Genomic DNA, 20,303 nt, shown 5'->3' on the forward strand with positions numbered 1-20,303 from the left:
ACTATTTTAGAGCAGATGCCAAAGATGGGTCCGGTAAAATGACGGGATGAATACGATCGATACCCAGCTCCTCGCCCCCGCCACCGCAGACCAGATCGACCTCGAAGAGATCGACTTCGGGCGCCGTTTCGGCGGCATCGCGCGCCTCTACGGCGAGCGTGCCCTGGAACGATTCCGTACGGCGCACGTTTGCGTGATCGGCGTCGGCGGCGTCGGCTCGTGGATCGTCGAGGCGCTGGCGCGCAGCGCCATCGGCCACCTGACCCTGATCGACCTCGACAACGTGGCCGAATCGAACATCAACCGCCAGATCCAGGCCCTCACGTCGACCATCGGCCAGCCGAAGATCGAGGCGCTGCGCGACCGTATCGCCCAGATCAATCCGTTCTGCAAGGTGACCCTGGTCGAGGACTTCATCGATCCAGACAACCTCGTCCAGATGATCGAGGGCAAAGGCTTTGACTACGTCGTCGACGCCATCGACAGCGTCAAGGCCAAGGCGGCTCTGATCGCGTATTGCCGCGACAAGGCATTGCCTCTGGTCGTCATCGGCGGCGCCGGCGGCCAGCTCGACCCGACGAAAATCGAGGTGCGCGACCTCGCCCGCACCGAGCAGGAACCCCTGCTGAAAAAGGTGCGCAAGCTGCTGCGTGCGCAATACGGTTTTTCGCGCGGGGAAAAGCAGAAATACCATATCGACGCCGTGTTCTCGATGGAGCCGCTGCGCTATCCGGAAGAGGGCGATGCCTGCGAGATTGGTTCCAGCGTCACCGGCCTGAACTGCGCCGGCTTCGGATCGAGCATGGTGGTGACCGCCAGCTTCGGCATGATCGCGGCCGGGCACCTGCTGCGCAAGATGGCCGAGACGGCCGAGCTTGCGGTGGCCGACGTAGCGGCTGCCGCGTAGGCTACCGCTCGCGCAGTAGCCGCGCTATCATAGCTTTCATTGAAATCCTGTCATTGAAAGAATCCACATGATGCGTCGCACCACCTTTGTCGCCCTGCTGCTGGCAGCCGCCGCGGCCAACGCCCAGCAGGGCCCGCAATCCACCGTCACCCCGGCCAACGCGCCGCAAGTTCCTCCGACGGCCGCTACCACGGCCGATCCGGCTGCGGCCGCCGCTGCCGCGACTGCTGAACGCCAGCAGGGCGTGCAGAGCGCCGCCGACCAGGCCGCCACCGCCTCGCAGCAGGCTGCCGGCCAGGCCACGGCGGGCAGCGTGGATGCCGCCGGCGCCGCCGCCCAGGCAGCAGCCACCGCCGCCGCAGCGCAGCCGGTGCCGCCAGCGGCCAGCGGCCCGCAGATCCAGGTCGTCGACACGGTCGTGGGCAAGGGCAAGGAAGCCACGCCCGGCATGGACGTGCGCGTCAACTACACCGGCTGGTTCCACAAGCCCCTCTCGAAAACCGGACGCGGCCGCAAGTTCGATTCCTCGCTCGACGCCGGCCGTACGCCGCTCGACTTCCGCCTCGGCGCCGGTACCGTCATCAAGGGCTGGGAGCAAGGTGTCGCCGGCATGAAGGTCGGCGGCAAGCGCACCATCATCATCCCGAGCCCGCTGGCCTACGGCAAGCGCGGCGCGCCGGGCGGCATGATTCCGCCGGATACGGACCTGATTTTCGATGTCGAACTGCTGGGCGTAAAGTAATTCCAACCTTTAACTGCTTACCAACGCGGGGGAATAGATGCGAGTTGCAAACGATGTCACTGAGCTGATCGGCAACACACCACTGGTCAGGATCCGCAAGCTTGGTAAAGGGAATACGGGTGCGGAAATCCTCGCCAAACTCGAGTTCCACAACCCCGCGCACAGCGTGAAGGACCGCATCGGCCTGGCCATGATCGAGGCGGCCGAGGCGGCCGGCAAGATCGGTCCCGACACCGTCATCGTCGAGCCGACCAGCGGCAACACCGGCATCGCGCTGGCCATGGTCTGCGCCGCGCGCGGCTACCGCTGTAAGCTGGTCATGCCCGAAACCATGAGCAACGAACGGCGCATGCTGCTGCGTGCCTACGGCGCCGAACTCGTGCTCACGCCCGGGCCGGAAGGCATGCTGGGTGCGATTCGCCGCGCCGAGGAAATCGTCGCCGGCGACCCGCACGCCTTCATGCCGCAGCAATTCAACAACCCGGCCAACCCGGAAGTCCACCGCCGCACCACCGCCGAGGAAATCTGGCGCGACACCGACGGCAAGGTCGACATCGTCGTCGCCGGCGTCGGCACCGGCGGCACGATTACCGGCGTCGGTGAAGTCCTGAAGGAGAGAAAACCCGGCTTCCAGGCGATCGCCGTCGAACCCGAGGCCTCGCCGATGCTGTCGAAAGGCACCAAGGGCCCGCACCCGATCCAGGGCATCGGCGCCGGCTTCGTGCCGCAGGTGCTGAACACCGGCATCTACGACGAAATCATCACCGTCAGCAACGAGAACGCCTTCGAGACCGCGCGCGCCGCGGCCCGCGAAGAGGGCTTATTGGTCGGCATTTCCTCGGGCGCCGCGCTGTGGGCCGCAATGCAGGTGGCGCAGCGGCCGGAGAATGCGGGCAAGCTGATCGTGACGATCATCCCGTCGTTCGGGGAGCGGTATCTGAGTACCGCCTTGTTCGCCAATCTGGCAGGTTGATTTTGTAGGGTGGACGGCTCCACCCGGCTGTGTGAATACCCGCGGCCCTGACGCCGTCCACGCGTTCAACCGGCTTCCGAAGCCTCGCGCCGTTTATACGTTCGTTGAACGCGTGGACGGCAACGAGGCCGCGTTCATGCACGCACCAGGGTGCAGCCGTCCACCCTACGGACGATTACGCGTGTTCGACCGCCAGCGCACACCCGTGATGGGTCGTCCCTTCCTCCACCTGCAGCGTGCAATGGTGGATCGCGAAGTCCTTCCTTAACTGCACCACGATCTCGTCGATCGCGCGGTCGCCCGGGTAGCCTGCCGGCATGACCAGGTGGGCGGTGAGCGCGGTTTCCGTCGTGCTCATGGCCCAGATGTGCATGTCGTGCACCTCGGCCACGCCGGGGCGCGTGGCCAGGAAGCCGTGGATGCCGGCGGCGTCCACGCTGTCGGGCACCGCCGCCATGATCAGCCCGGTCGACTCGCGCAGCAGCGACCAGGTGCCCACTACGATCACCAGCACGATCGCCAGGCTGACGGCCGGGTCGAGCCAGGTCCAGCCGGTGCCCATGATCACCAGCCCCGACACCACCACGCCCAGCGAAATCGCGGCGTCGGCCGCCATGTGCAGGTAGGCGCCGCGGATGTTGATGTCGCCCTTGCTGCCGGCCATGAACAGCCAGGCCGAGAAGCCGTTCACCGCGACCCCGATCGCAGCCACCACCGACACCGTGATCCCCTCGACCGGCGGCGGCGCACTGAAGCGCTGCGCGGCCTCCCAGGCAATCGCGCCGCAAGCGAGCAGCAGCAGCAGGGCGTTGGCCAGCGCCGCCAGGATCGAGGAGCTGCGCAAGCCATAGGTGTAGCGCGCATTCGGCGCGGTCTTGGCCAGCACCGCCGCGCCCCAGGCCAGCACCAGCCCCAGCACGTCGGACAGGTTATGGCCGGCATCGGCCATCAGCGCCGTCGAGTTGGCGATGAAACCGTAGATGAATTCGATGGCGACGAACACGGCGTTGACGCCGATTGCCAGCGCGAACGCGCGTCCATGGCCGGGCACCGGATGGTGGTGGTGATGGTGGCCATGGCCGTGATGGTGTCCGTGGCCGTGGTCGTGATGGTGGTGGTCGTGGCTCATGGGTCGATTCCGTTGGGGGTTTCCGCGATGTGCTCGAACATGTTGGCGAGCAGGGTGCTGATGTGGGCGTCGGCGGCCGAGTAGAACACCTGCTTGCCCTGGCGCTCGGCCTTGACGATGCGTGCCGCCCGCAGCAGGCGCAGGTGGTGGCTGACCAGCGAACTCGACAGAAGCAGCGTGGCGGCGATGTCGCCCACGGCGGTCGGCTGCGCCAGGCAGGCGAGCACGATGCGCAGGCGGGTCGGGTCGCCCAGCAGGTGGAACAGGTCTGCCACCTGGGCGACGGCGTGGTCGGATTCGTCGGGTCTGGTCATCGTCAACATGTGAATAGTTGTTCACATGTTAGTTGAAACCATCTGCTTCGGCAAGACAGGAATGCGGGGGCAGGCGGGCTCGTCCGGACGAGCTGGCAAGTCCATGAGGCAGCGCAAACGAGCCCGGCTATTGCCGGCGAACGGCCGGGTTTGGAGCGTGTCTATCGAACAGGGGGTAAAACGAAGTGAGGCTTATAATTATCGTTGTATTAATAAATGCAAACAGTTGATATCCCTTGCAGGGATAAAACGTTGAATCAAATAAATAAAATTTCTCAAGCTCAGCTTTAGTTGTTATTTGGAATTGCTGACAGGGATAAACGTCTGTTCGTTATACGGAATGCAGCCTGAGACTGGGGCCTGGACCGTGTCCACTGACCCCAGGGACAACTCATCATAGTTAGGATAGATAAATGACAAAAAAGATCGCCATTGTCGGCGCGGGGTTTTCGGGAGCCGTGATTGCCAACCAGCTGGCCAAGGCCGGCTATACCGTCGAAGTGTTCGAGTCGCGCCCGCACGTCGCCGGCAACTGCCATTCGGAGCGCGATGCCGAAACCGGCGTCATGTTGCACGTATATGGCCCGCACATTTTCCACACGGATAATGAACGCGCATGGGAATTCGTGAATCGCTACAGCGAATTCAAACCGTATGTGAATCGCGTTAAAGCAATTACTAATGGCAAAGTTTTCACGCTGCCAATTAACCTGCTGACGATTAACCAGTTCTTCAATAAAACCTTCCGCCCGAAAGAAGCGGAAGAATTCCTGATGACGCTGGGCGACAAGTCGATCGAAAACCCGCAGACCTTCGAAGAGCAGGCCCTGCGTTTCGTCGGCCGCGACCTGTACGAAGCCTTCTTCAAGACCTATACCGTCAAGCAGTGGGGCCTGCAGCCGAGCGAACTGCCGGCGAGCATCCTGAAGCGCCTGCCGGTGCGTTTCAATTACGACGACAATTATTTCAGCCACAAGTACCAGGGCATGCCCGCCGACGGCTACACGGCGCTGGTGCAGAACATCATCGACCAGCCGGGCGTGACCGTGCACCTGAACACCCGTTTCGACCCGGACCTGAAGCACGATTACGACCACGTCTTCTACAGCGGCCCGATCGACGCCTGGTTCAAGCACGCCGAAGGCCGCCTGCCTTACCGCACGCTCGACTTCGAAACCTTCCGCGACACCGGCGACTACCAGGGCAATGCGGTCATCAACTACTGCGACAACGCCCAGCCCTACACCCGCATCACCGAACATAAACACTTCTCGCCGTGGGAACAGCACGAGAAGTCGATCATGTACGCGGAATACAGCCGCCAGTGCGAAGAGAAGGACATTCCCTACTACCCGATCCGCATGGCGCGCGACAAGGAGCAGCTCGAGCGCTACATCAACCTCGCGCAGCAGGAAACCAACGTCACCTTCGTCGGCCGTCTCGGCACCTACCGTTACCTCGACATGGACGTGACGATCAACGAGGCGCTGATCACTTCGGACAAGTTCCTCGAGTGTGCGCGCGACAAGGCGGCGATGCCGGCGTTTACGATTAACCCGCTGGGTTGATCTCGGCGCAGGTTAGGCAGTAAGCACAAAGCCCGTCGTTCGACGGGCTTTTTCATTTGCGCGTGTTTGGCGCTTAGACACCGCACGCAAGCGTAATGCGCTGCCAGCCTGTAGGGTGGACGGCTATACCTGGACCCGTAATAGTCTGCAGAGCTAATGCCGTCCACGCGTTCAACCGCACTATGCAAGCGCGTGTCGCGTCTTGTTGACCGGGTTGGAACGCGTGGACGGCGCAGCCGCCGCGCATGCGCCAGCAGACGGGTGGAGCCGTCCACCCTACGCGAGGTTCCCGCGCCTTCAGCCCGGCAGTTCGCCCACCAGGATCAGCGACACCGGCTTGCCCGTCTCCGGATGCACCGGCTCGCGCATCTCGGCCAGGCGCAGGCCGTTGTCCGTAAAAAGGGCGACCCAACTGGCGATGGTGCGGAAATACCAGGGAGGGGCGTCGGCAAATTCCTTGCTGAAGCCGGCCCAGCTGCCTTCGCGCCAGCCGTCGACGTAGGGCGCGTCGCCGCAGGCCGCCAGCGGGTGGACGGTCTGCACGATCAGGCTGCCGCCCGGGCGCAGGTAAGTCGGCGCAGCCTTGATGAGGCCTGCGACCGCTTCGTTCCCGATCAGCGAGAAATTGCAGACGGCGACATCGGCCGCCAGCTGCAGGGCGCCGGCCGCGATCGCTTCGTAGGACATCGTCCGGAACTCGCCGCCGCCGGCCAGCCGTGCCGCCTGCACCAGGCCGTCGATGGCGTCGACGCCGACCATGTGCACTTCCGGCAGGGCGCGCACCAGCCAGCCTTCGCCGCAGCCCAGGTCGAGGCCCGTGCCCGGCCGGCGCGCCCGTACCGCGTCGACGATCGCCGCATCCGTCACCAGCGCGCGGCTGGCGATCTCGCGTTCGCGCACCGCGGTGATCCACGGCGCGCTGTTGCGCGACCAGGCGTCCACTACTTGTTCGTCATTCAATGCCGTCATCCTGCCTCCCTGTTCACCATGCCATTCACGGCCGTGGCTGGCCGTCGCGCAGTTGACCTTCACTGTCGCGCACCTCGACCGGCCCCAATTTAAGCTTCTCCAGCTGGGGCAGGATGCGCTTGCGCTCGCCGACCGCGACCACGACCAGGCGCCGCGGATCGAGATAGCGCTGGGCCGCGGCCTGCACGTCGGCGGCGGTCACGGCCGCCAGGCGCGCGGGCAGGGCGCTGTAGTAGTCGAGCGGCAGGTCGAACACGAAGGTCTCGGCCAGGCTGGCGCCGATGTCGCTGTTGGTCTCGAAGCGGTTCGGCAGCGACAGCAGCTCGGCGTTGCGGGCGCCCAGCAGCTCGTCCTGGCCGAGCGGCTTGTCGACCATGGCCTGGGCTTCGCGCAGCAGCTCGGCGACCGAGGCGCCGGTGACGTTGGCGCGCACGCTGCCGGCGATCACGAAGGGGCCCGGCGTGCGGTCGTAGCGGAAGCCCGAGTAGACGCCATAGGTATACCCCTTGTCTTCGCGCAGGTTCTGGTTGATGCGGCTGGTGAACAGGCCGCCGAAGGCCGCGTTCATCACTTCCAGCGCCGGGTAGAGCGCCGTCTTGCGCTCGGCGCCGAGGGTGGTCAGGCGCAGCGCCGTCTGGCCGGCGCCGGGCTGGTCGACCAGCACCACCCGGGCACGGGTCGGGGCGGGGACGCCGGGTTTCACCAGCGGCGCTTCATCCCCTTTCCAGCCGAGGAAGCGCGCTTCGGCCAAGGCTTTCAATTCACCCCGCGCGATGTCGCCCGACACCACCAGCGCCGCATTGCCCGGCACGTAATGGCGGCGCCAGAAGGCCTGCAAATCCTCGCGCGTCACGGCGCGGATCGCGGGTTCGGTGCCGAGCTGGCCGTAACCGTAGGGGTGGCGCGGGCCGTACAGGGCGCCGGCGCCGGCCAGCGCGGCGACGACTTCCGGCTCGTCGCGCTGCTGCATCAGTTCGCCCAGGCGGCTGGCGCGCTGGCGCTCGACTTCGGCGATCGGGAAGGCGGGATGGCGCACCACGTCGGCCAGCACGTCGAGCGCGGCGCCGAAGTTCGCGCGCAGGGCCAGCAGGGACACGCTCGAGGCATCCGTGCTGCTGCCGCTGTCGAGGAAGGCGCCGAGTTGGGCGATTTCGTCGGCGATGCGCGGCGCGCTGCGCGTGGCCGTGCCCTCGGTCAGCATCTGCGCCGTAAACGCGGCCAGGCCGGGCAGCGTGTCCGGGTTGGCGTCGGACCCGCTTTTCACCACCAGCTCGGCCGCCACGAGGGGCAGCGCCGGGTTGTAGTGGTGGATCACGGTCAGGCCGTTGGCCAATTTGAAGGATTCGCCGCGCGGCAGTTCCAGGCGCGGCGCCGGGCCGGCCTTCGGCATCTGCGCGCGCCAGGCTTCGGCTTCGTTGATGCCGCCCGGGCCTTTGCCGCTGCGCGCCTTGGGGGGCTTGGGTGCCGGCGGATCCGGCGGCAGTTCCGGGATGCCAGGCACGCCCGCCACCAGAACGCGTGCGCGCTCCTGCAGCCAGGTATGGGCGGCTTTCCGTACGTCGGCGGCGCCGATCTGGCGCAGGCGCGCCACGTCCTTGGCCAGGTAGCCGGGGTCGCCCGTGTACTGGTTGTAGTGGTTCAACTGGTCGGCCAGGCCGTCGCCGCCCAGCTTTTCCAGCGAGCTCAGCATCGCCGTCTCGATCTGGTTGCGCGCGCGCTCGACTTCGAGCTCCGTCGGCCCCTTGTCGCGCAGCGCGGCCAGCTCGGCGTCGATCGCCGCTTCCAGCTCGGCCGGGGTATGGCCGGTGCGCGCCGTCACCTCGATCGTGAAGGTCGAGGTCAGGGCGCGCGAGTCCTGGTTGGCGTCCACGTCCTGCGCGATCTGGCGCTCGTAGACGAGCGATTTATAGAGCCGGCTCGACTTGCCGCCGGCCAGGATTTGCGCCGCCACCGCCAGTTCGGCGTCGCCAGGCTGGTAAGCCGGCGGCGTCAGCCAGCCCATGTACACGCGCGGCAGTTCGACCCGGTCCGGCACCACCAGGCGCTTTTCCTGCGTGATGGGCGGCGTCGTCACCTGCGGGCGCACCACCGCTGGGCCGCGGCGCAGGCTGCCGAAGTATTTCGCCACCAGCGTGCGCGTTTTCGCCTTATCGATGTCGCCGGCAATCACGATGCTGGCATTGTTCGGGCCGTAGTAGCGGGTGAAGAAGTCGCGCACGTCTTCCAGCTTCGCGTTCTGGATGTCGGTGTGCGAGCCGATCACCGAGGCCCGGTACGGGTGATCCTTGGGGAACAGCGCCTGGTTGAACGCCTCCTCGACGATCCCGTAGGGTTCGTTCTCGACGCTCTCGCGGCGCTCGTTACGCACCACGTCCTGCTGGTTGGTGAGCGACTTCTGGTCCAGCACGTCGAGCAGGTAGCCCATGCGGTCGGCATGTACCCAGAGGGCGAGTTCGAGCTGGTTGGAGGGCACCGTGTCGTAGTAATTGGTGCGGTCGTAGTCGGTGCTGCCGTTGCTGTCGCTGGCGCCGGCGCCCTCCAGCAGGCGGTCGGCCAGGCCGCGCGGCAGGTGCTTGCTGCCGGCGAACATCATGTGCTCGAACAGGTGGGCGAAGCCGGTCAGGCCGGGCGCCTCGTTGGCCGGGCCGACGTGGTACCAGACGTTGACGGCCACCAGCGGCAGGCGCTTGTCTTCGACCAGGATCACCTGCAGGCCGTTGGGCAGCGTGTACTTGTCGAAGGCGATGGTCGGGATGCCGGGCACGTTGTTGCTGGTGGGGGTAGCGGTGTTCGCGGTGGCGGTGCCGCCGGTTTGTGCGCCGGCGCCATTCAGGGCGGCCATCAATAGCGATGCGGCGACCAGCGGACGGGTATTCATGTGATGCTCCTGGCGATAAGGTGTTGTTGTGTTCAGTGGCAGTGCGCGCTGCCGCGGTCGGGCGGCGAGGCGTTAGGCAGGGAAGGTGGGGTCGCTTCCAGCAATTCCCAGTCATAGCTGCCCGCGTGCAGGCGCAGGCGCAGCACGGCGTTGCGGCTGGCGTCGCGCGCTTCGCTGTGCCGCGCGAAGCGCAGGAAGGGTGTCGCGTAGGCGCCGCCGGTGCCGACCACGAACTGGCGCATGCCGGTGTCGTTCAGCCGGCCGTGCGCATCCTGCGGTGCGAAGCGTTCGTAATCGTGGTCGTGGCCGGACAATACCAGTTCGGCGCCGGCCGCGTGCAGGAGCGCCCAGGCATCGCGCATCTTCGGCATGCTGCCGTGTCCGCCGGAACTGTACAGCGGGTGGTGCCAGAAGGCCAGCGTGCAGGGTTTGACGGCCGAGTCCGGACTTGCGTGCTTTTCCAGTTCCGCCTTCAGCCACGCCAGCTGGGCCGCGTGCGGCGCCGGCGCCAGGTTGCTGTCGAGCGAGACGATGAGCCAGTGGCCCAGCCGCAGGCTGTAGTAGCCGCGCCCGGCGCGCGCGCCGAAATAGGCGAAGTAGGGCGCCGCATCCCTGGTGTAGTACTCGTGGTTGCCGGGCGAGGGCCAGGTGCGGTCTTTAAATTGGCCCCAGGTCGGGCCGTAGCAGTTGGCGAACTCGGCGGCGGTGCCGCGCGGGTAGGTGTGGTCGCCCAGGGTCAGCACGACGGCGGACGGATCGGCCGCCAGGCCGGCCGCCACCACGGCAGCCGTGTCGGCCGCGCCCGACCAGCGCGCATCGGGATGGCGGCAGCGGGCGATGTCGCCGGCGGCATAGACGGTGTAGGAGGGCAGGGCAGGCGTCGTAGCAGGCGCAGGCGCAGACACGGGGGCGGCGCCCGCATGGGCGTGCACTGCCAACGCCATCCACAAGGCGCAGGCAGGGCCGGCAAGCAGGCGGGGCGGCGCTGTCCGGCGCCGCACTAGTCGCGCATCATTCGACAAAGCGCAGCAGGCCGCGCAGCGCATGCGCCACCGTCTGCTCGCGCACCGCCTGGCGGTCGCCCTGGAACACCAGGCGCTCGGTATAGGTGCTGTCGCCGCGCGACCAGCCGAAGCACACCGTGCCGACCGGCTTGCCCGGCACCGCGCCGGTCGGGCCGGCGATGCCGGTGGTGGAGACGGCGACGTCGGCGTTGCTGTTCGACAGCGCGCCCTCGGCCATGGCGCCGGCGACTTCCTCGCTGACCGAGCCGAACTGGGCGATCAGCGCCGCCGGCACGTCCAGCAGCTCGGTTTTCGAGGAATTCGAATAGGTCACGAAGCCGCACTCGAACCAGCCGGTCGAGCCGGCGATTTCGGTGATGGCGTGCGACACGCCGCCGCCGGTGCACGATTCGGCCGTGGCCAGCACCAGGCGTTTGGCCTGCAGCGCCGCGCCCACTTTCGTTGCAAGATCGATCAGGTCGTTCGTCACGTGCAGCTCCTTCAGGTTAAGGGCGCCGGCGGCCGGCAGCAGCGGGCGGCAGCGGCAACGGTGGCCGCGCACTGACCATTCTAGCGCGCCGCGGCCGGGATCGGTGTGGCAAACTTGCATGGAAAACGGGCCCGCGCACCCCAAAATACGACACGCGGGGATAGCGTGGCGGCCGAGTCCGACAAAGTACAATGTCGCATGCATATGTGTTGTGCGACACGGCGCTCATCCTGACTGCTATCCTGCATCGCGGCATTTTTCGTGCCGCTTTTTCTTTGAAAATGACCATGCCGCTTGATCCTGTCGGGCGCCGCCGGCCACGGGCGGTGCAACCGTGATCGCCTTGCCCTCGATCCGCAAGAAGCTCGTCGCCGTCGTCATGGCCACCACGCTCGCTGCGGTGCTGGTCTCGGTCGGCCTGATCATCGCCTACGACCTGCGCAGCTACCAGCGCTCGCTGGTCAACGACCTCTCCACCCAGGCCGAACTGGTCGGGCACATGACTTCGGCCGCCCTGTCCTTCGACGACGCCCGCCTGGCCGGCGAGAACCTGGCGCTGCTGCGCGCCCGGCCGATGGTCAAATCGGCCGCGATCTTCGACGAGCGCGGGCGCCTGTTTGCTTCGTATGTCGCCGCCGGCGTGCCACCTGCGCTTCCGGCCGGGCCGGGCGCGGCGGGAACACATTCCTCCGGTGGCGATCTCGAACTGTTCCGCCCCATCGTGGAGAACGGCGAGACCGTCGGCACGGTCTGGCTGCGCGCCGAGAACCGGCTGCTGGCGCGCACCTTCGATTACCTCGGCATCGCGCTCGGCGTCACCCTGCTGGCGCTGGCCGTGGCCTACCTTCTGATGCGCCGCCTCGGGCGCGTGATCACGACGCCGATCGTGGCCATCACCGACATCGCGCGCGAGGTCGTCGCCACGCGCGACTATTCGCGCCGGGCGCGGCGCATCGGCAATGGCGAGGCGGCCGAACTGGCCGATTCCTTCAACGCCATGCTGGTCGAGATCGAGCAGCGCACCCGCGAGCTGGAAACCTCGAACGCGGAAATCGTGCGCGAGGCCCACGAGCGCGCCCTCGCGCAGCAGGAAATCATGCGCCTGAACGAGCAGCTCGAACACCGGGTCGACGAGCGCACGCTGCAGCTGGCGCTGGCTAACGCGGAACTGGCGAACGCGATCGACGAGGCGCGCAACGCCAACCAGGCCAAGTCGGCCTTCCTGTCGTCGATGAGCCACGAGCTGCGCACGCCGCTGAACGCCATCCTCGGCTTCGCCCAGATCCTGACCTCGGACTCGCTGCCGACCACCGACCTGCAGAAGAAGGAATTCGCCAACCACATATTGAAAAGCGGGCGGCACCTGCTCACCCTGATCAACGAGATCCTCGACCTGGCCAAGGTAGAGTCGGGCACGGTGTCGCTGTCGATGGAGCCGGTGGACCTCGACGAGGTGCTGCGCGAATGCCGCACGATGGTCGAACCGATGGCGGCGGCGCGGGGAGTGCGCGTGCTGTTTCCGGACGAGGCGCGCGCCATGCTGCTGGCCGACCGCACCCGCCTCAAGCAGGTACTGTTGAACCTGCTTTCGAACGCCATCAAGTACAATCGCGATGCCGGCGCTGTCGTGCTCGATTGCACGCAGGTGGGGCCCGGGCGCCTGCGCATTGCGGTGCAGGACACGGGCATGGGCCTGCGCCCGGACCAGGTCGACAGCCTGTTCCAGCCCTTCAACCGGCTGGGCCAGGAAGCCGGGGCGCAGGAAGGCACCGGCATCGGCCTGGTGGTGACGCGCCGCCTGGTGGAGCTGATGGGAGGCACCATCAACGTGACGAGCAGCCCGAGCGTGGGCAGCGTGTTTTCGATCGAGCTGGCCAGCACCGCGCCGCTGGCGTCCGCGGTGGACGCCATTGCGCAGCCTGTGCCACCGCCGGTCGAACGCGCCGCCGGCGAACCGCATTTGCTGCTGTATGTCGAGGACAACCCTGCAAACCTGAAACTGGTGGAGGAAATCGTGCGCTTCCGGCCTGACTTGCGCCTGCTGGCGGCCGGCGACGGCCCGCTCGGCCTGTCGCTGGCGCGCACGCACCGCCCGGAGATCATCCTGATGGACCTGAACCTGCCCGGCATGAGCGGACTCGACGTGCTCAAGGAGCTGCGGCGCGACGCCCGTACCAGCGCCATCCCCGTGATCGCGCTGACCGCGAACGCAATGGCGAGCGACGTCGAGCGCGGCATCGAGGCCGGCTTCTTCCGCTACCTCACCAAGCCGATCGACATCGACCGCTTCAACGAGGCGATCGACGGCACCCTCGCGCACCTGAAGGGAACCGGGGAAGGCGCAGTTACCGGAGATCCGGCCGCATGATCACGCCCGCCGACATCCGCCGCGCGCGTGTGCTGGTCGTGGACGACCAGCCGGTCAACGTGCAGCTGCTCGAATACCTGCTCAAAACCACCGGCTACGAGAACGTCTACAGCACGCTCGACCCGCGCCAGGTGGTGTCGCTGCACCTGAAATACCGCTTCGACCTGATCATCCTCGACCTGCACATGCCGGGCATGGACGGCTTCCAGGTGATGGAGGCCTTGAAACCGCTCGAGAGCGAATCCTGGCTGCCGGTGCTGGTGGTGACGGCCGAGCCGGACAAGAAGCTGGCCGCGCTGGAAGCGGGCGCGCGCGACTTCATCGGCAAGCCGCTCGACACGGTCGAGGTCATGACGCGCATCCGCAACCTGCTCGAGATGCGCCTGATGCACCGCGAGTCGCAGGAGTACGGCGTGCAGCTCGAGCGCACCGTGCGCGAGCGGACCTCGGCGCTGGCGCGTTTTCGCAGCGCGATGGACGCCACCACCGACGGCATCTTCCTGGTCGACGCGGCCAGCCTGGCGCTGGTGGACGTGAGCGACGGCGCTTGCCGCATGCTCGGTTTTTCGCGCGAAGCCCTGCTGCGCATCGATCCGGTGGCGCTGGGACTGACCACCGCCGCCCAGCTCGAACGCCATTTGGTGACGGAGGGCGCCTTTCATGAGACCGACATCAGCGAGACCGAACTGCTGCGCGCCGGCGGCGAAGGCGCGGTGCCGGTCGAGATCAGCTGGCAGTGGCAGGAGGCGGGCACCAGCAAGCTCCTGATCGCGGTGGCGCGCGACATCAGCGAGCGCCGCCAGGCGGAGCGGCGCCTGAAGCACGCGGCCAGCTTCGACGCGCTGACCGGCCTGCCGAACCGCACCCTGTTCTTCCAGAACCTGCGCGAGACCATCGAGCTGGCCCAGGACAAGGCCTGGCGCGTGGCGGTGCTGTTCATCACGCTCGACCGTTTTAAGATCGTCAACGATTCGCTCGGGCCGCTCTTGGGCGACGAGCTGCTGCGCGAATTTTCGAACCGCCTGGTGCGCGTGATGGACCTGCGCGACGCCGTCGGCCGCCTCGGTGGCGACGAATTCGCCGTGATCCTGAACATGACGCGCGAGCAGCAGGACGAGCCGGCGCACGTGGCCAACGAGATCCGCGAAGCCCTGCGGACACCGTTCGAGCTCGATGGCCAGCAGGCGGTACTCACCGCCAGCATCGGCATCGCCGTCTATCCGGACGACGCGGTCGACCCGGGCACGCTGGTGAAATACGCCGATACGGCGATGGTGCGCGCCAAGGAGGCCGGGCGCGACGGCTACCGCTTCTTCACGGCCGGCATGAACGTGCAGGTGCTGGCGCGCCTGGACCTGGAGGTGGCGCTGCGCGGCGCGCTCGACGGCAGCCAGTTCGTGCTGCACTACCAGCCCAAGCTGGAACTCTCCACCGGCCGCGTGTGCGGAGTCGAGGCGCTGCTGCGCTGGGAGCGCCCCGGCCACGGCCTGGTCTACCCGGCCGAATTCGTGCCGGTGCTGGAAGAGACCGGGATGGTGGTGCGCATCGGCGACTGGATCATCGACGAGGCCTGCCGCCAGATCGCCGCCTGGGAAGCGCAGGGCGTGCGCGAGGTGCGGGTCGCCGTCAACGTCTCGAGCCGCCAGTTCGTCGAGGGCGACCTCGAGGGCGTGGTGCGCGCCGCGATCGAACGCCACGGCATCGAGCCGGGCATGCTGGAACTGGAGCTGACCGAAAGCGCCCTGATGACCAACGCCGAGCGCACCATCGACGTGCTCGAGCGCCTCAAGGCCCTGGGCATCCGGATCGCGATCGACGACTTCGGCACCGGCTACTCGAGCCTGGCCTACCTGAAGCGCTTCCCGATCGACAAGCTGAAAATCGACATCGCATTCGTGCGCGACATCGTCACCAATCCGGACGACGCGGCCATCGCGCTGGCGATCATCAGCATGGCGCACAGCCTGCACATGCAGGTGATCGCCGAAGGAGTCGAGACGCGCGCGCAGATGGCGTATTTGCGGCGCCACCGCTGCGACGAGATCCAGGGCTTTCATTTCGCGCGCGCGCTGCCGGCGGCCGACCTGGCACGGCTGGTGCGTGAGAACCGCGAGAGCCCGAGCAAGCCGACGGGCGACGACAGCAGCGTCCAGACCCTGCTGGTGGTCGACGACGACGCCGACACCCTCTCCGCGCTGCACCGCCTGTTCAGGCGCGACAACTACCGGGTGCTGACGGCCGCGACGCCGACCGAGGCCTTCGAGCTGCTGGCGGTGTACCGGGTGCAGGTGGTGATGTGCGACCAGCGCATGCCGGCCATGAGCGGCACCGAGTTCCTGAGCAAGGTGAAGGAGATGTACCCGGACACCATGCGCATCATCTTGTCCGCCCACACCGGCGTGCGCACCGTGCTCGACTCGATCAACCGCGGGGCGATCTACAAGTTCTATACCAAGCCCTGGAACGACGCCGAACTGCGCGACAACGTGAGGCTGGCGTTCCGCCATTACTGGATGGAGCACGGGCCGTATGACGATCGCAAGGTGCCGCGGACGGAGGAGGGCGGCGCTGCCGAGCAGGCGCGTAGGGTGGACGGCTCGGCACGGTACATGTGAGGGGCCGCGACGGTGATGCCGTCCACGCGTTCAGCCGGCTCCGGAAACCTCGCGAACATGCATGCGTCCGTTGAACGCGTGGACGGCGCGAAAACCGCGGGGATGCACCGTCCTGGGTGGAGCCGTCCACCCTACGTCCAGCGCCACGGAAGCATCATTCGTCGCCGAAGTGGTCCCACCCTTTGACATCCATCTGCAGCGGCTTGCCGGCCGCATCGACGAAGCGCAACCCCGGCTGGGCGTCGATGGTGCCGACGCGCGTGACCGCGGTGCAGGCCATGGCGGCGGCCGCGAGGACGGCGTCGCGCTGGGCGGCGGGAGCGGTGAAGCACAGTTCGTAGTCGTCGCCGCCGGCAAGCGTGAAGCGGCGGCGCAGGGAGAGCGGTTGCCGGGCCAGCGCGGGGCCGGCCGGCAGCGCGTCCACGCCCAGCGTGGCACCGACCTTCGACGCTTCCAGGATGTGCCCCAGGTCGCCCACGAGCCCGTCGGAGATGTCGAGCGCGGCGTGCGCCACCGGCAGCGCGGCCAGGGCGCGTCCGAGTTCGATGCGCGGGGCCGGCATGTGCATGCGGGTGGCGGCCAGCGCATGCTGCTCCGGCGCCAGGGTCAGCTCTTTCCAGTAGCCGGCCAGGGCCAGGCGCGCATCGCCCAGCGTGCCCGAGATCCAGATGTCGTGGCCGGCGCGGGCGGCGTCGCGGCGCAGCGCGTGGCCGGGCGCGATCTCGCCGAAGACGGTGATGGAAATGGCCAGCGGCCCGCGCGTGGTGTCGCCGCCGACCAGCTCGCAGTCATGCAGGTCGGCCAGCGCGAACAGGCCGTTCGAAAAGGCTTCCAGCCATTCGGGGTCGACGCCGGGCAGGGACAGGCCCAGCGTAAAACCGACCGGGCGCGCGCCCATGGCGGCCAGGTCGGACAGATTCACGGCCAGGCATTTGTGGCCCAGCATGCGCGCATCGGCGCCGGCAAAGAAATGCCGGCCCTCGATCAGCATGTCGGTCGAAATGGCCATCTGCATGCCGGGCGTGGGGGCGAGCAGGGCGCAGTCGTCGCCGATGCCGAGCACGGCGTGGCCAGGGTGGCCACTACGGGCGCGGCGGAAGTATTGTTTGATGAGGTCGAATTCGGAGAGCATCCCCGATTCTATCGCGCGTGGCCGCGCCGGCACAGCCGCGTTGGTGCGGGGCCGTCCGCGTGACAATGTGTGCACATTCGATACTTAATAAATGGCAACATCATGGTTTTTCGGAGGAGACCATGATGCATAACGGATGGACGAAGGGACTGGTGCTGGTGTTGGCGATGCTGGCGGCGCAAGGGGTGCAGGCCCAGGAAGAACAGCGGCCATTGACGCCGGCCGAAGCCGCGGAAAAAGCGAGCCGCGTCAACTCGCGCGGCTTCAAGGGCACGTTCACCTTCGAAGTCAAAGGGGTCGGCTCGAACGGCGAAGACAGCTTCATCCTGTCGGAGCCGGATTACCGCGATCCGCGCTGCCTGACCCTGCGCGTCACGCCGCAGGTGCGCGAACAGCTCGAGGCGCGGTTTGGCGGCAAGCTCGACCAGGTGCTGGCCGGCCGCCAGATCGTCGTGTCCGGCGCCGCGGTCCGCGTGCGCATGGAACAGGTGGCACAAAAAGTCACCGGCAGCCTGGGCGAGCCGTCGCGCGGGCAGGAGCAGACGACCGGCCAGTTCTATTTCCAGACCCACATCAAGGTCACCCAGGCCGACCAGATCGCCCTGATCTGAGCGGTCCGGCCCTTCCATAGGCTTGGCTTATATGGCGCTGTCATTTATCAGCCGAGCTTATGGAATGGCGGAAGTGGAAAATACGTAGTCGGCAACAATGGTGGCTCTGATAAAATTGGAGGTTCCCCTCTAAGTTCAGGAAGGCTGCATAGCATGGATTCGTCATCGGACAAAAAAGAAGAACGTCGCCAACAACTGCGTGCTGCAGCGCTCGAATACCACCAGTTTCCCCGCCCGGGCAAGATCAGCGTCACGGCCACCAAGGGCCTGCTGAACCAGCGCGACCTGGCCCTGGCCTATTCGCCGGGCGTGGCAGCCCCTTGCGAGGAAATCGTCAAGGATCCGGCGGCATCGTATAAATACACGGCGCGCGGCAACCTGGTGGCCGTCATCTCGAACGGCACCGCCGTGCTCGGCCTGGGCAATATCGGCCCGCTGGCGTCCAAGCCCGTCATGGAAGGCAAGGGCGTGCTCTTCAAGAAGTTCGCCGGGATCGACGTCTTCGACATCGAGATCAACGAAAACGACCCCGACAAACTGGTCGACATCATCGCCGCGCTCGAGCCGACTTTCGGCGGCGTGAACCTGGAAGACATCAAGGCGCCCGAGTGCTTCTACATCGAGCGCAAACTGCGCGAGCGGATGCAGATCCCGGTCTTCCACGACGACCAGCACGGCACCGCCATCATCGTCGGCGCCGCCATCCTGAACGGCCTGAAGGTCGTCGGCAAGGACATCAAGCACTGCAAGCTGGTCGTCTCGGGCGCGGGCGCCGCCGCCCTGGCCTGCCTCGACCTGATCGTCGACCTCGGCTTCCCGATCGAGAACATCTTCGTCACCGACCTGGCTGGCGTGGTCTACAAAGGCCGCACGGAGCTGATGGACCCGGACAAGGAACGCTTCGCGCAAGAGACCGGGCTGCGCACCCTGACCGAAGTCATTCCCGGCGCCGACATCTTCCTCGGCCTGTCGGCCGGCGGCGTGCTGAAGCAGGACATGGTCGCCACCATGGCGCCGAACCCGCTGATCCTGGCGCTGGCGAATCCCAATCCGGAAATCCTGCCTGAGGATGCGAAGGCGGTGCGCAGCGATGCGATCATCGCCACCGGCCGTTCGGATTACCCGAACCAGGTCAACAACGTCCTGTGCTTCCCCTACATGTTCCGCGGCGCGCTCGACTGCGGCGCGACCACCATCACCCGCGAAATGGAAATCGCGGTGGTGCATGCGATCGCCGACCTGGCGCACGCCGAGCAGTCGGACATCGTCGCCTCGGCCTACGGCATCGCCAACCTGTCCTTCGGCCCGGAATACCTGATCCCGATGCCCTTCGACCCGCGCCTGCTGACCCACATCGCGCCTGCGGTGGCGAAAGCCGCGCAGGAGGGCGGCGTCGCCACGCGTCCTATCACGGACATGGAAGCCTACGCCGAGAGCCTGCAGCAGTTCGTCTACCGCAGCGGCACCTTCATGAAGCCGCTGTTCTCGGTGGCCAAGGCGGCCCAAGCCGAGATCAAGCGCATCGTCTACGCCGAGGGCGAGGACGAGCGCGTGCTGCGCGCGGTGCAGGTGGTGGTCGACGAAAAGCTGGCGCGCCCGATCCTGGTCGGCCGTCCGGAGGTGCTGGAAAAACGCATCGAGAAGTTCGGCCTGCGCCTGAAGCAGGGCGTGCACTTCGACGTCATCAATCCCGACTTCGACGAGCGCTACCGCGACTACTGGCAGACCTACCACCAGATGGTGATGCGCAAGGGCGTGACCGCGGACATGGCCAAGCTGGCGATGCGCCGCCGCCATACCCTGATCGGCGCCATGATGGTGCACAAGGGCGACGCCGACGGCATGATCTGCGGCACCTACGGCACCACCTGGACCCACCTCGAGTTCATCGACAAGGTGCTGGGCAAGCGCTCGGGCGCCAACGTGTATGCGGCGATGAACATCATCATCACGCCGGAGCGCCAGCTGGCCATCCTCGACACCCACGTCAACGAGAACCCGAGCGCCGACGAAATCGCCGAGATGACGATCATGGCGGCCGAGGAGCTCGAGCGTTTCGGCATCACCCCGCGCGTGGCGCTGCTCTCGCATTCGAACTTCGGCTCGTCGAACAGCGAGTCGGCGCAGAAGATGCGCGCCGCGCTGGCGCTGGTGCAGCAGCGCGCGCCGAACCTGGAAGTCGACGGCGAGATGCACGGCGACGCCGCGCTCGATTCGAAGATGCGCGCCAAGATCATGCCGCAGTCGACGCTCAAGGGCGACGCCAACCTGCTGGTCATGCCGAACATGGACGCGGCCAACATCTCGTACAACCTGCTCAAGACGGCGGCCGGCAACGGCATCGCGGTCGGCCCGATCCTGCTCGGCTGCGCGCGCCCGGTGCACATCCTGACGCCGTCGGCCACGGTGCGCCGCATCGTCAACATGACGGCGCTGTGCGTGGTGGACGCGGTGTCGAACCGGTAAAGACGGGGAGGGCAGGAGGGCCGGAAGTTCCGGCCGCCCGCCGCTTTCTTGCGACACTCCTACAGGCGAGCTTGCTCGCCTGTTTTTCCATCCAGGGATACGTAACAATCCGTAAGCGCGCCCCTTTGGCATGGCAT

At 66.7% G+C, this 20,303-nt stretch carries 15 protein-coding genes; 8 read left to right on the top strand and 7 right to left on the bottom strand.

Annotated elements, in window-relative coordinates; genetic code table 11:
* Positions 1–46: 46 nt before the first annotated feature.
* From tcdA to cysK, 3 genes are all read left to right on the top strand, one after another.
* A complete protein-coding gene (gene tcdA / locus ACWCIA_RS17310) occupies positions 47–907 on the top strand; it encodes a tRNA cyclic N6-threonylcarbamoyladenosine(37) synthase TcdA (RefSeq protein WP_454165205.1) in 861 nt (286 codons plus the stop codon).
* 67 nt (positions 908–974) lie between these two features.
* The gene (locus tag ACWCIA_RS17315; RefSeq protein WP_454165206.1) at positions 975–1,649 is read left to right on the top strand and encodes an FKBP-type peptidyl-prolyl cis-trans isomerase; all 675 of its coding nucleotides are present in this window, start codon (positions 975–977) and stop codon (positions 1,647–1,649) included.
* A gap of 37 nt (positions 1,650–1,686) precedes the next feature.
* Positions 1,687–2,622: a cysteine synthase A gene (gene cysK, locus ACWCIA_RS17320; protein ID WP_454165208.1), complete on the top strand. Its 936-nt coding sequence runs from the start codon at positions 1,687–1,689 to the stop codon at positions 2,620–2,622.
* A gap of 175 nt (positions 2,623–2,797) precedes the next feature.
* Here cysK and ACWCIA_RS17325 read toward each other — a convergent pair whose 3' ends face one another.
* Complete coding sequence (locus tag ACWCIA_RS17325) at positions 2,798–3,751, bottom strand: cation diffusion facilitator family transporter (protein WP_454165210.1); 954 nt, start codon at positions 3,749–3,751, stop codon at positions 2,798–2,800.
* On the bottom strand, positions 3,748–4,065 hold the full coding sequence (locus tag ACWCIA_RS17330) for an ArsR/SmtB family transcription factor (protein WP_454165266.1): 318 nt from the start codon (positions 4,063–4,065) through the stop codon (positions 3,748–3,750). Before ACWCIA_RS17330 ends, ACWCIA_RS17325 begins: the two co-directional genes overlap by 4 nt.
* Positions 4,066–4,478: 413 nt before the next feature.
* Here ACWCIA_RS17330 and glf point away from each other — a divergent pair, with 413 nt between their 5' ends.
* Entirely contained in the window at positions 4,479–5,633 is a 1,155-nt protein-coding gene (gene glf / locus ACWCIA_RS17335; protein WP_454165212.1) for a UDP-galactopyranose mutase, read from the top strand.
* A 297-nt stretch (positions 5,634–5,930) separates the two neighbouring features.
* Here glf and ACWCIA_RS17340 read toward each other — a convergent pair whose 3' ends face one another.
* The 4 genes from ACWCIA_RS17340 to ACWCIA_RS17355 all read right to left on the bottom strand — a co-directional run bounded on the left by ACWCIA_RS17340 (position 5,931) and on the right by ACWCIA_RS17355 (position 10,974).
* On the bottom strand, positions 5,931–6,602 hold the full coding sequence (locus ACWCIA_RS17340) for a class I SAM-dependent methyltransferase (protein WP_454165214.1): 672 nt from the start codon (positions 6,600–6,602) through the stop codon (positions 5,931–5,933).
* Positions 6,603–6,627: 25 nt separating this feature from the next.
* Positions 6,628–9,480, bottom strand: a complete 2,853-nt coding sequence (locus tag ACWCIA_RS17345; protein ID WP_454165216.1) for a M16 family metallopeptidase — start codon at positions 9,478–9,480, stop codon at positions 6,628–6,630.
* A gap of 32 nt (positions 9,481–9,512) precedes the next feature.
* Positions 9,513–10,424: a metallophosphoesterase family protein gene (locus ACWCIA_RS17350; protein ID WP_454165218.1), complete on the bottom strand. Its 912-nt coding sequence runs from the start codon at positions 10,422–10,424 to the stop codon at positions 9,513–9,515.
* Between the two features lie 67 nt (positions 10,425–10,491).
* Positions 10,492–10,974, bottom strand: a complete 483-nt coding sequence (locus ACWCIA_RS17355) for a CinA family protein (protein ID WP_454165268.1) — start codon at positions 10,972–10,974, stop codon at positions 10,492–10,494.
* Positions 10,975–11,308: 334 nt separating this feature from the next.
* Between ACWCIA_RS17355 and ACWCIA_RS17360 the strand changes: the two genes are divergently transcribed.
* Together ACWCIA_RS17360 and ACWCIA_RS17365 are read left to right on the top strand one after the other, a co-directional pair.
* On the top strand, positions 11,309–13,342 hold the full coding sequence (locus ACWCIA_RS17360; RefSeq protein ID WP_454165220.1) for an ATP-binding protein: 2,034 nt from the start codon (positions 11,309–11,311) through the stop codon (positions 13,340–13,342).
* A complete protein-coding gene (locus ACWCIA_RS17365) occupies positions 13,339–15,957 on the top strand; it encodes an EAL domain-containing protein (protein WP_454165222.1) in 2,619 nt (872 codons plus the stop codon). Before ACWCIA_RS17360 ends, ACWCIA_RS17365 begins: the two co-directional genes overlap by 4 nt.
* A gap of 154 nt (positions 15,958–16,111) precedes the next feature.
* Here ACWCIA_RS17365 and thiL read toward each other — a convergent pair whose 3' ends face one another.
* Positions 16,112–17,089 (bottom strand): thiamine-phosphate kinase, encoded by a 978-nt coding sequence (gene thiL / locus ACWCIA_RS17370; protein ID WP_454165224.1) that lies wholly within the window; start codon positions 17,087–17,089, stop codon positions 16,112–16,114.
* Positions 17,090–17,211: 122 nt separating this feature from the next.
* Between thiL and ACWCIA_RS17375 the strand changes: the two genes are divergently transcribed.
* Both ACWCIA_RS17375 and ACWCIA_RS17380 read left to right on the top strand, forming a co-directional pair.
* Positions 17,212–17,700: a hypothetical protein gene (locus ACWCIA_RS17375; protein ID WP_454165226.1), complete on the top strand. Its 489-nt coding sequence runs from the start codon at positions 17,212–17,214 to the stop codon at positions 17,698–17,700.
* Between the two features lie 153 nt (positions 17,701–17,853).
* Positions 17,854–20,166, top strand: coding sequence for an NADP-dependent malic enzyme (locus ACWCIA_RS17380; protein ID WP_454165228.1), 2,313 nt, complete (start codon positions 17,854–17,856; stop codon positions 20,164–20,166).
* Positions 20,167–20,303: the final 137 nt, after the last annotated feature.

The sequence above is a fragment of the Massilia sp. SYSU DXS3249 genome, assembly GCF_053668055.1.